Origin of the sequence: Peribacillus sp. NPDC097284, assembly GCF_044761765.1 — a bacterium.
Taxonomy (GTDB): domain Bacteria; phylum Bacillota; class Bacilli; order Bacillales; family DSM-1321; genus Peribacillus.
Genome location: NZ_JBIWCZ010000021.1, coordinates 26,529 through 36,910, shown reverse-complemented (window position 1 = coordinate 36,910; position 10,382 = coordinate 26,529). Strand labels below are relative to the sequence as shown.

Sequence of the window (10,382 nt, the reverse complement as noted above, 5' to 3'; positions counted from 1 at the left end):
GAAATGTTTGACTTGCTCATTTTGCTTTTTTATAGTGTGTGCTCACTCAAAATTTACGTTGGCGCTTTGTTTTGTTCAGTTTTCAAAGAGCAATAATGGTAATAATGGAGCGGGTGAAGAGAATCGAACTCTCATCATCAGCTTGGAAGGCTGAGGTTTTACCACTAAACTACACCCGCATTATATAATTTATGAATGATTCCGAGAAATAATGGTCGGGAAGACAGGATTCGAACCTGCGACCCCTTGGTCCCAAACCAAGTGCTCTACCAAGCTGAGCTACTTCCCGTAAAATATGGTGCGCCCGGCGGGAGTCGAACCTACAACCTTCTGATTCGTAGTCAGATGCTCTATCCAATTGAGCTACGGGCGCTAATTTCTATGATGTTATTGGTGCGGCCGAGAGGAGTCGAACCTCCACGGGGTTTCCCCCACTAGGCCCTCAACCTAGCGCGTCTGCCATTCCGCCACGACCGCGAAAGCGACTTCGTAAGTTTAACACCTTTTCAACTTGTTGTCAAGTAGAAAGTTATGCGGGTGAAGGGACTTGAACCCCCACGCCTTGCGGCGCCAGATCCTAAGTCTGGTGCGTCTGCCAATTCCGCCACACCCGCGTAATAAAATGAAAATGGTGAGCCATGAAGGATTCGAACCTTCGACCCTCTGATTAAAAGTCAGATGCTCTACCAACTGAGCTAATGGCTCTAAATGAAAATGGCTGGGCTAGAAGGGATCGAACCTTCGCATGACGGAATCAAAATCCGTTGCCTTACCGCTTGGCTATAGCCCATCAATCAAACTCATTAACAGCTAGGTTAATATTATATCACTATAACATCACTTTAGCAAGAGTTTATTTTTAAAAAAATAATGGCGGTCCCGACGGGAATCGAACCCGCGATCTCCTGCGTGACAGGCAGGCATGTTAACCGCTACACCACGGGACCAGCAAATAATGTTACGAAAAAAGTGACCCATACGGGATTCGAACCCGTGTTACCGCCGTGAAAGGGCGGTGTCTTAACCGCTTGACCAATGGGCCTTAATTAAAATGTTTCTGGCGGAGAAGGAGGGATTTGAACCCTCGCGCCGCTCGCGCGACCTACACCCTTAGCAGGGGCGCCTCTTCAGCCTCTTGAGTACTTCCCCAAAAAAATGGCTCCGCAGGTAGGACTCGAACCTACGACCGTTCGGTTAACAGCCGAATGCTCTACCACTGAGCTACTGCGGAATAGTGAAAGTTGGTTCCCTTTTTATGCTCAAGGACCTTAGTGGTTGTCGTGAAGAACAAGTTGTTATCTTGTCGACTCTTATGATTATAAAGAGGTTCAGAGTTAAAGTCAAGACATCTTTTTCTTTTTTTTATTTTTTTATTTCTTTTTCTTTAATCCCTTGGTAAATCAACGTTCCTCGGCACTTTCCACAGACAAATCTCGAAGTATCAATTCTTTTTTTTCTTAAATATACCTGCTGACATTGTGCACATATATATTGAATTGTATTCCTTTTCCTCTTAACTTGATTCGAAGGCAAAGGCGAACAGAATCTTGGGGCTCCCGTTTTTTTGAGTAAATGCTTAAAGTCTGCATCCCGGTGCTGGTACCCTTTCTTCTCAAGATGGAGATGATAGTGACATAATTCATGTTTTATGATCCCAATCAATTCTTCCAAACCACGTTCCTCGAAATATTTCTTGTTTATTTCTATATTATGAGTACCAAGCAAGTACCTTCCACCTGTTGTGCGAAGTCGTGGGTTAAAACTAGCTTGATGCTTAAACTTCCTTTGAAAGTGATTCATCGAAATTTCCTCAACCAATTTTTGCAATTGTTGATTATCCATCTCCCACACTCCTTCCATGGTAACAAGACAACCTATTATAACATAGACTAATAAAACAACAGGAATCTTTGGGGAGGTTAGCGTTATGCCGAAATGGTTTCAAAACCAAATTAGAAGAGCTTTCTATGATAAGGATTATTATCAAGTGAAAATGTTGAATCAATGCTGGTTTTTTTATCAAAAAAAAGAAACGCTACATTTATGATCATGATTCTACTTACGTAGTGTTCGCTCTCCTATAAAAAAAACCCCTTCTAAAAAAGAAGGAGTCTTTTCATTCATTAATTTTGGTCCTTAGGTTGTAACATGGTCAGCGACACTCTCTGTTTTTGAGCATCAACTTGTTCCACCCAAACCGTTACTACGTCTCCGACAGCCACAACGTCCATCGGATTCTTTATAAAACGGTTACTAAGTTTGGAAATATGCACGAGTCCATCTTGTTTGACGCCAATGTCCACAAAAGCACCGAAGTCTACAACATTTCTCACCGTACCTTGTAGTTCCATGCCGGTCTTTAAATCTTCCATTTTCAAAACGTCCTTTTTAAGCAAGGGTTTTGAAAGCTCGTCTCTCGGATCTCTTCCCGGTTTGACCAAATCATCGATGATGTCTTTAATCGTTATTTCCCCGATATCCAACTCATCAGCCAATTCTTTCGGATTTAAGCTGACTAATTGTTTATTCAACTCATCACTACCAAGGTCATCAGAAGTGAAACCGATTTTCTTTAGCATTTTATTCACAGCTCCATAGTTCTCCGGATGGATGGCTGTTTGATCAAGCGGTTCCTTGCCATTTAGAATGCGTAAGAAGCCTATGCATTGCTCATATGTTTTTGCGCCTAGTCGAGGAATCTTTTTTAATTCCTTCCTACTTGAGAACTTTCCTTCTTCTTCTCTTTTTTTGACGATATTTTGTGCAACAGATTTTGATAACCCCGCTACATATTGTAATAGGGATGGAGAAGCGGTATTGACGTTCACCCCTACTTGGTTAACGGCTGTTTCAACCACGAAAGTAAGAGATTCAGATAGTTTTTTTTGTGAAACATCATGTTGGTACTGCCCTACTCCTACAGATTTAGGATCTATTTTGACAAGTTCAGCAAGTGGATCTTGTAACCTCCTACCAATCGACACAGCACTTCTTTGCTCGACTTGAAGGTCCGGAAACTCCTCACGGGCAATATCTGAAGCTGAATACACGCTCGCTCCCGCTTCATTGACAATGATATAGGAGATGTTCCCTTTCATTTCCTTTAGAATATCAGCAATGAACTGCTCAGATTCCCTAGATGCGGTCCCGTTTCCAATGGCAACAATCTCTACATTGAAGCGCTGAAGGATTTCTATCGTTTTCGTGCGGGCTGCTTCTTTCTTACCTACAGGAGGATGTGGATAGATTACACTAATGTCCATCACCTTTCCTGTCTCATCAATAACAGCCAATTTACAGCCCGTTCGATACGCCGGATCGAGAGCTAGCACCACTTTCCCTTTAAGCGGAGGTTGTAAAAGCAAATTCCGGAGGTTTTCCGAAAAGATATGAATGGCTTGGTCTTCCGCTTTTTCGGTTAGTTCTTTTCGGATTTCCCTCTCTATAGAAGGTAAAATCAATCGTTTGAAGCCGTCTTCTATGGCGGCTTTAAGCAATTCAGCAACTTCGGACTGATTATTTTTAATCACTTTCCGTTCTAAGTAACTGATGATGATATCCGTTCGCGGCTGTATTGATATTCGTAAAATGTCTTCCTTTTCACCTCTATTAAGGGCTAAAACCCGATGCGGAACGATTTTATGAATGGGCTCCTCATATTCATAGTACATCTCAAAAATCGCTTTCTCATCCTTTTCAGCATTTTTCACGGTCGAGGTCAACTTGCCTGCCTTAAAAATCTCATCCCTGATCCATTTTCTTAATTCCGCATCATCAGAAAGTAATTCTGCAATAATATCCTGAGCACCTGCTATTGCTTCTTCTATAGAAGAGACTTCTTTTTCATCTGATATGAATCCCTCTGCTTTTTCACGGACCGAAGCATAAACCTTACATTCAAGTAACCATAATGCCAGAGGTTCCAGGCCTTTTTCCTTAGCAACCGTAGCCTTAGTCCTTCTCTTTTGTTTATAAGGTCTATAAAGATCTTCGACTTCCTGCAGCTTTCCTGCCTTATCGATCTGTAAAGCCAATTCGTCTGTCATCTTACCCTGTTCACTGATGGATCGGATGACTTCCACTTTTCTCTGACCAAGGTTCTCTAGGTAATTCCATCTATCCATAATTGAACGGATTTGTACCTCGTCTAGCGAACCCGTCATTTCTTTACGATAACGAGCTATAAAAGGCACGGTATTACCATCCTGGAGCATCTGTATGACATTCTGTACTTGATTGTTCTTTAAGGTTAGCTCATTGGATATTTGCTTAATCAATACGTTCAAAGAATCTTCTACCATTACCAATTCATAAAACCTCCACCCTTTTTGTTCTTCTATGTATAGTCTAGCAAATGAACGATCATTGTGCGAATTCGCATACAAAAAAGCCCACTTCCGTTTATGGCGAAAGTAAGCTTCCTAAAATAAGAGTTGTATCATCCGCTGTTTGTGGACAGCTTTCTAAAATACAACGAGCGTTTTTTTCGATAGGAACCTTCCTCTTTAGAAACGATTTAGCTCCTTTGAGTTCCAGTCCATCTGAATGAAAAATAAATTTTGCGTTCTGTTCATATTTAAATCTCTGTGTCCTGTACTTTTGCTTTCTACCTGACAAATACCCGGTAACAGGGAGAGGATATACCAACTTGTCATCCATCGGATTATATAGGAAAAAGCGGATGTTCCCTACTGAACTGTAGACAAACTCCTTCTCTTCATAATAAATCTTCATGATGGCGACGGCCGCCCCCCGTTTAGCAATCAATACCTGATTACATACATCCATAAGTGACTCTACATCTAAATGATGATGCATTTTGACTTGCTCTATAACCGCGTGGGAAGATTCATATGCATGTTCCCCACTACCGAGACCATCAGCCAAAACACAAATAAAGTAATCTTTCACATGAAGAAAGAAGTAATCATCACCACAAAAAACCATATTGTTTTTAGAGGTTTGAGAGACAAGGACTTCTATATTTTCTTCTCGCAAAATCTCTTTAATCACGGAATTAACTCCGAATTTTCAGCATTAATTGCCTCCTGAAGCTTTTTAATTGCACGACGTTGAAGTCTTGAAACATGCATTTGCGATATGCCAAGCTTGTCGCCCGCTTCTTTTTGGCTTAAGTTCTCTAAATATGTGTATTGAATGATCAACTTTTCGCGATCACTCAATACATGGAGAACCTTTTCAAGTACTAATCGTTGGTTGACACGCTCGAATCCTTCATCAACGTTTCCAAATATATCGAGTAACGTAACCGTACCGCCATCAGAATCTGCCTCGATGGAATGGTCAACGGATAAAGCTTGATAACTTTTTCCCATCTCCATTGCTTCCAAGACTTCTTCTTCGGCTACCCCAATATGGTCCGCTATCTCATCAATTCTTGGCGAACGATGCAGCGTGGTCGTTAATTCCTCAACGGTCACTCTAATTTTCGGTCCAAGTTCTTTAATTCTTCTCGGAACATGGACACTCCATGTTTTATCCCGCAAGAATCTTTTAATTTCGCCGATTATCGTAGGAACCGCAAACGCTTCGAAGCTTTTACCGAAAGATTCGTCATATCGGCGAATGGCACCTAATAAACCAATCATTCCGACCTGAGAGATATCTTCTTGAAACGATTTCCCCTTTGCGTATTTCCTGGAAATCGTCTCCACTAAACCCTTGTAATGAATGACTAAGTTACTTTGTGCTTCATCATCCTGATTCAACTGATAGGCTCTGATCCATTCATTTACCTTTTCTCTTTGCGCTTGATTAGGTTGAGACTGTTTTTGCATCCATCTCCACCTGCTCTCCTTCTAAAAACTTAGTCATAAAAACCGTAACCCCTTCATGCTGGTGAATTTTCACATCATCCATCAAGGTTTCAATGAGGTAAAGGCCCAAGCCTCCTTCTCTTAAGAATTCGACTTTTTCTCCATGTTCATATGGTCCAAGCCCTTGACGTACCTCTTCGAAATTACAGCTTTCACCACTATCAGAAACCATTACTTCCAAACGATCAGGATAGAGCCCAAAACTTACTTTCACTTCGCCATTTTCTTTATCTTTATAAGCATGCTGAACCGCATTCGTACAGGCTTCACTTGTAGCGATTTTCAAATCTTCAATTTCGTCGTACGCAAATCCCATTCGACTACCTATCCCAGAAAGTGTTAAACGAATGACACCGATGAATTCCGGTTTTGCAGGTATTTTCATTTCGATGTAATCATATACTTGACTCATTCTAACCCACCCTCTGTACCACTTTTAATATCAATAATATCTGCAAGACCTGTAATATCAAATAAACGTCGTAACCTTTCCGATAGTCCTATTAAAGTGAATTCGCCATTATGTGCTCTTACGTTTTTAAAAGCACCAACGAATACGCCCAATCCCGTGCTATCCATATAGGATACTTCCTTTAAATCAATAATAATTGAAACATTCTCTTGCTCTGATAGTGGAAATAATGATTCTCTAAGCTTTGGTGCTGTATAGGCATCAATTTCGCCTTGAAGCTTAACTGTATATTCCGTGTTTAACTCATTAACATCTACTGCTATATTCATCCTTGACCCACCTCTTTACATCCTCATCAATTCTTATTTATATATACCCTTGATTTTCAAAGCTAAACATTCGCTTTGAAAATTATTAATGTAAAATCGTCCCGCAGTTGAAAATTCTGCATTTTCTCCAACTGTTTATAAAGATTATTCACTATTTCCTGCGGCTGTAAGTGCATGTTCTTCTTAATGAATTCTATAAGGGTTTCACGCTCTATGAAACCATCACTCGTACGGCATTCCGTTACCCCATCGGATAAAAGGATAATCATGTCACCCGGTTTTACGAATTTTTCATATTGTTTATATTTCGTTTTTTTATCCACGCCCAGCAGTAAACCTTTTGCATCCAAGTCACTGAAGGTTCCGGCAGACGCATCATAATAAAACCCTGGCTCATGCCCGGCCGATGCAAAAGTGAACCGCTTATCATGAGGGTTATATAAGCCATAAAACATCGTAATGAACATGCTCGGATCCACATTATGTTCAACGACGCGATTTAAACTTTCCAGTACACTCTTCGGTTCATGGCGGTGTTCCGGCAAGCTATCCATCGCGTATTTGATCATCGACATGCATAGGGCCGCAGGAATGCCTTTCCCGATTACATCCGCAATGCCTATTCCAATACACCCAAGTTCATCTTCAACAAAGTGATAGTAATCCCCATTCATCTGTCGGGCTGGTACACTTATCACGCCAACATCCAAGTTCTTGATTTCGGGTATCTTCGTTTCCAAAAGGGTGTGTTGCACCTTTGCCGCAATCTCTATTTCAGATTTCAGCTCCTGCTGTTGGTGCCTTAGACTCTGATGTTCACGATAAGCAATGCCATACCCCATCATGACTTCTAATAGAAAATCGAATGAATCCACCACTTTGGTTGGCAGATCCGGATACAATGCCATTAGATTATTTTTATGCATACTGATGATCTCTTCAGGGGATATATTATATTTAATATTTAATCTGCTGATTTTTTGACCCTGATAGAGAGCTTGTTCATTTTGATCTTTTAAATAGGTAGAAAGCGCCTCCTGGTACTTTTTATCCATTTTTTCTCTTATATCCATATTCCCTCCTAACGGAGCCACTTGATGGCGGAAATCTTAGTCCCCTCACCCGGTATCGACTCAATATCGAAATCATCCATTAAGCGTTTCGCTCCAGGCAGGCCTGCCCCCAACCCCCCTGAGGTCGTAAAACCGTCCTCCATTACTCTACGGATATCCTGTATACCTGGTCCGTTATCTTCTGCAATGATTTTCAAGCCCGACTTGCCGTTTACAAGCAATTTTTCCAGACTCACATTTCCTTGTCCTGCATATAAGTATATATTCCGTGCCAATTCGCTTATGGCGGTTGTGATTCTAGCCTGGTCTACCGTGCCAAAGCCCAGTTCTTTAGCGAAGTTCCTTCCAAGCTGCCTTGCAGCTACTATGTCCCACTCATTAATAATTTTTACGCAGGATTGGACCCCCATACACTAATCCCCCAATTCCTGTTGTAATTTTTCCAGGCCCTTCTCTAGATCTAAAGCTGTTAGGACATCTTCGAGACTAATTCCCAATTCTATTAAGGTGATAGCAACTGCCGGCTGGATTCCTGTAATGACAACCTTGGCCCCCATAAGCTTTGACATACTGAAAACATCTCCCAATACCTTTGCGATAAAGGAATCTATAAAATCAATGGAAGTAATATCAATCACCACACCATTGGCACTGGTTTCATGGATCTTATCCAATAAATCTTCTTGAAATTGAAGGGCAGTCATATCATCCAATTCCCATTGGATAGAGACTAGCAAACAGTCATAAAGCTTTAAAATTGGAATCCTCATATGTCTCTCTCCACCTCTACAATTTTTCGGCTCGTTAATTCCAACGCAACCTCTATTCCCTTCTTCAAGGTGTTTTTTGTAATTACCTCATTCAAGTTAATTCCTAGATTTACGATCGTTTGGGCAATTTCCGGCCGGATGCCGCATAATATGCACCTTGCCCCCACCAATCGAACCGCTTCTCCTGCTTGAATAATATGATGGGCTACCATGGTATCGACTACCGGCACACCCGTAATATCGATAAGAACGACTTCGGATCTGTGCTTGACCACGCCCGTCAAAAGATTTTCCATGATCTGCTTTGCACGTTCCGTATCAATTGTACCGACCAAAGGCATAACTGTGATGCCCTCCAATACGGGAATTAAAGGTGCCGAAAGTTCCTGTAAGGCCATTCTCTGCAACGAGACGGTCCTTTCCCAGGTTTGCGAATATATATTGACGATTTCATTACTTATCGGAGTCGACCATTTATTTAAATAATTAACCAGCTCCATTTGATTATCTGGAGATACAATACCTTTATCAGCCATACCTTGCATGACGATAATCAAGAATTTTTGAAATCCTTCATTGACGAAAGTAAGGGGCCACCCTAGTTGGACCACTTTCTCGGCAAAATCTGAAAGTTTCAACGTGAACTCCCTGTCCTTACTATCGACATGGGCGATTATCATATCTATAAATTCACTACTCGTTTGTGTGAACATCTTATCGGAGACAACTTTTATCAATCTCACATCTGTATTTTCCTTCATGATGTTCATCCATTCAGTTAGGATGTAGTCTTGGTTTTGTTTAATAAAATTGTAAACCAATTGATTCATAATATCCCTCCATTTTACCACAATTACTATGTTTTACCCTCTGCGTCACATCAATGTTACTGAACTGTAATCTTTTCCAATTTTAGTTTTATTTCAATCCTATTTATCGATCCTTATAGTCCTAACACATCATTTTACCCAAGATTCACATCAAGAAACATGAATGGAATGGAATGCCGTTGCAAGCACTTTACACCCCTTATCTAATTGTTATTCGTCAAAATCCTCCCATTTCCTGCTTAATGGTTATTTAGTAACTTTAATCGATAGCTTCACCATCATTTTTTGATAAACTGACCGATACACTCAAAAGTTTGTATGCAAAAAAAACGATTCCTTTAGAAAAGGAATCGCCAGTTTTACCTTATAGAATTCGAATTATAATAACGCCCGTAATGACGGGAAACTTTTTCTTTAAAACTCAATCAGACCTAAGCTAATTTGCAGAGCTTCATTGACTTTTTGCATCATAGGATCGTCAAGATGTGTTATTTTATCAGTTAAACGCTGCTTATCAATTGTACGGATCTGTTCCAGTAAAATGACAGAATCACGTTCGAATCCGTACTTTTTCGCATTAATCTCAACATGTGTAGGCAATTTCGCTTTTTGAATTTGAGCTGTAATGGCTGCCACTATCACAGTCGGACTAAAGCGATTACCAATATCATTTTGTAGAATGAGTACCGGACGGGTTCCACCTTGCTCTGACCCTACTACCGGAGAAAGGTCTGCGAAGTACACGTCACCACGCTTTACAACAATCAATGGCTCAGCCTCCGCTAACTAAACGTTCAACGCAATGCCCAGCCTCGAACTCAGCTTGAAAAGCTTCAGAAGCAATCGTCAAATTAATGGCCGCCATTTCGATATAACCGCGTTTCATTGATTCGCGAAATTCTTTCTTTTTACGTTCGCGAAGATACATTTTTGTGGCACGATAAATAAATTCACTGCGATTAACATTTTCTTCACTCGCATACCCATCTAGTTCAGTTAAAAAATTTTGAGGTAATCGAATTAATATCTCTCTTGTTGCGCTGGATTCAGACACAAACATACACCTCCACCATCACTACACACCTTTATTATATATCCTTTTCAATATTACCATTAAAATTCCTATCTGCA

Annotated in this window: 13 protein-coding genes and 11 tRNA genes; 1 reads left to right on the top strand and 23 read right to left on the bottom strand. The window is 40.7% G+C overall.

From position 1 onward, the window contains the following. Window positions 1-105 precede the first annotated feature (105 nt). The 12 genes from ACIQXU_RS20305 to ACIQXU_RS20250 form a co-directional block, all read right to left on the bottom strand. A tRNA-Gly gene (locus ACIQXU_RS20305) sits at window positions 106-179 on the bottom strand. A 33-nt stretch (window positions 180-212) separates the two neighbouring features. Then, window positions 213-289 (bottom strand) — tRNA-Pro (locus tag ACIQXU_RS20300). A gap of 7 nt (window positions 290-296) precedes the next feature. Further along, window positions 297-373: transfer RNA gene (locus ACIQXU_RS20295), tRNA-Arg, on the bottom strand. 18 nt (window positions 374-391) lie between these two features. Further along, window positions 392-477, bottom strand: a tRNA-Leu gene (locus ACIQXU_RS20290). A gap of 55 nt (window positions 478-532) precedes the next feature. Then, a tRNA-Leu gene (locus ACIQXU_RS20285) sits at window positions 533-614 on the bottom strand. Between the two features lie 15 nt (window positions 615-629). Further along, window positions 630-705, bottom strand: a tRNA-Lys gene (locus tag ACIQXU_RS20280). A 10-nt stretch (window positions 706-715) separates the two neighbouring features. Beyond that, window positions 716-790: transfer RNA gene (locus ACIQXU_RS20275), tRNA-Gln, on the bottom strand. 81 nt (window positions 791-871) lie between these two features. Further along, a tRNA-Asp gene (locus tag ACIQXU_RS20270) sits at window positions 872-947 on the bottom strand. A 23-nt stretch (window positions 948-970) separates the two neighbouring features. Then, a tRNA-Glu gene (locus ACIQXU_RS20265) sits at window positions 971-1,042 on the bottom strand. A gap of 16 nt (window positions 1,043-1,058) precedes the next feature. After that, a tRNA-Ser gene (locus tag ACIQXU_RS20260) sits at window positions 1,059-1,149 on the bottom strand. Window positions 1,150-1,156: 7 nt separating this feature from the next. After that, window positions 1,157-1,231: transfer RNA gene (locus tag ACIQXU_RS20255), tRNA-Asn, on the bottom strand. 131 nt (window positions 1,232-1,362) lie between these two features. Further along, the gene (locus ACIQXU_RS20250) at window positions 1,363-1,842 is read right to left on the bottom strand and encodes a SprT family protein (RefSeq protein WP_402875966.1); all 480 of its coding nucleotides are present in this window, start codon (window positions 1,840-1,842) and stop codon (window positions 1,363-1,365) included. Between the two features lie 85 nt (window positions 1,843-1,927). On the opposite strand from ACIQXU_RS20250, the gene cmpA reads away from it, so the two are divergent. Further along, window positions 1,928-2,047 (top strand): cortex morphogenetic protein CmpA, encoded by a 120-nt coding sequence (cmpA, locus tag ACIQXU_RS20245; RefSeq protein WP_402875969.1) that lies wholly within the window; start codon window positions 1,928-1,930, stop codon window positions 2,045-2,047. 76 nt (window positions 2,048-2,123) lie between these two features. Here cmpA and ACIQXU_RS20240 read toward each other — a convergent pair whose 3' ends face one another. From ACIQXU_RS20240 to ACIQXU_RS20190, 11 genes are all read right to left on the bottom strand, one after another. Further along, complete coding sequence (locus tag ACIQXU_RS20240) at window positions 2,124-4,301, bottom strand: Tex family protein (protein ID WP_402992014.1); 2,178 nt, start codon at window positions 4,299-4,301, stop codon at window positions 2,124-2,126. Between the two features lie 100 nt (window positions 4,302-4,401). Further along, entirely contained in the window at window positions 4,402-4,947 is a 546-nt protein-coding gene (locus ACIQXU_RS20235) for a PP2C family serine/threonine-protein phosphatase (protein ID WP_402992011.1), read from the bottom strand. A 62-nt stretch (window positions 4,948-5,009) separates the two neighbouring features. Continuing rightward, entirely contained in the window at window positions 5,010-5,798 is a 789-nt protein-coding gene (sigB, locus tag ACIQXU_RS20230) for an RNA polymerase sigma factor SigB (RefSeq protein WP_402875971.1), read from the bottom strand. Next, the gene (gene rsbW, locus ACIQXU_RS20225) at window positions 5,776-6,249 is read right to left on the bottom strand and encodes an anti-sigma B factor RsbW (RefSeq protein WP_402875973.1); all 474 of its coding nucleotides are present in this window, start codon (window positions 6,247-6,249) and stop codon (window positions 5,776-5,778) included. Before rsbW ends, sigB begins: the two co-directional genes overlap by 23 nt. Then, window positions 6,246-6,578, bottom strand: a complete 333-nt coding sequence (locus tag ACIQXU_RS20220) for an anti-sigma factor antagonist (protein ID WP_402875975.1) — start codon at window positions 6,576-6,578, stop codon at window positions 6,246-6,248. The genes rsbW and ACIQXU_RS20220 overlap by 4 nt, the downstream gene beginning before the upstream one ends. A 62-nt stretch (window positions 6,579-6,640) precedes the next feature. Next, window positions 6,641-7,651 carry a PP2C family protein-serine/threonine phosphatase gene (locus tag ACIQXU_RS20215; protein WP_402959795.1) on the bottom strand — a complete coding sequence of 337 codons (1,011 nt, stop codon included), beginning with the start codon at window positions 7,649-7,651 and terminating at the stop codon, window positions 6,641-6,643. An 8-nt stretch (window positions 7,652-7,659) separates the two neighbouring features. After that, window positions 7,660-8,061: an anti-sigma regulatory factor gene (locus ACIQXU_RS20210; protein ID WP_402875978.1), complete on the bottom strand. Its 402-nt coding sequence runs from the start codon at window positions 8,059-8,061 to the stop codon at window positions 7,660-7,662. A 3-nt stretch (window positions 8,062-8,064) separates the two neighbouring features. After that, on the bottom strand, window positions 8,065-8,421 hold the full coding sequence (locus ACIQXU_RS20205; RefSeq protein ID WP_402875980.1) for an STAS domain-containing protein: 357 nt from the start codon (window positions 8,419-8,421) through the stop codon (window positions 8,065-8,067). Further along, the gene (locus tag ACIQXU_RS20200; RefSeq protein ID WP_402959799.1) at window positions 8,418-9,251 is read right to left on the bottom strand and encodes an STAS domain-containing protein; all 834 of its coding nucleotides are present in this window, start codon (window positions 9,249-9,251) and stop codon (window positions 8,418-8,420) included. The genes ACIQXU_RS20205 and ACIQXU_RS20200 overlap by 4 nt, the downstream gene beginning before the upstream one ends. A gap of 414 nt (window positions 9,252-9,665) precedes the next feature. Then, window positions 9,666-10,016 carry a type II toxin-antitoxin system PemK/MazF family toxin gene (locus ACIQXU_RS20195; protein WP_402876030.1) on the bottom strand — a complete coding sequence of 117 codons (351 nt, stop codon included), beginning with the start codon at window positions 10,014-10,016 and terminating at the stop codon, window positions 9,666-9,668. Window positions 10,017-10,023: 7 nt separating this feature from the next. Beyond that, window positions 10,024-10,305 (bottom strand): CopG family ribbon-helix-helix protein, encoded by a 282-nt coding sequence (locus tag ACIQXU_RS20190; RefSeq protein WP_034306380.1) that lies wholly within the window; start codon window positions 10,303-10,305, stop codon window positions 10,024-10,026. Window positions 10,306-10,382 lie beyond the last annotated feature (77 nt).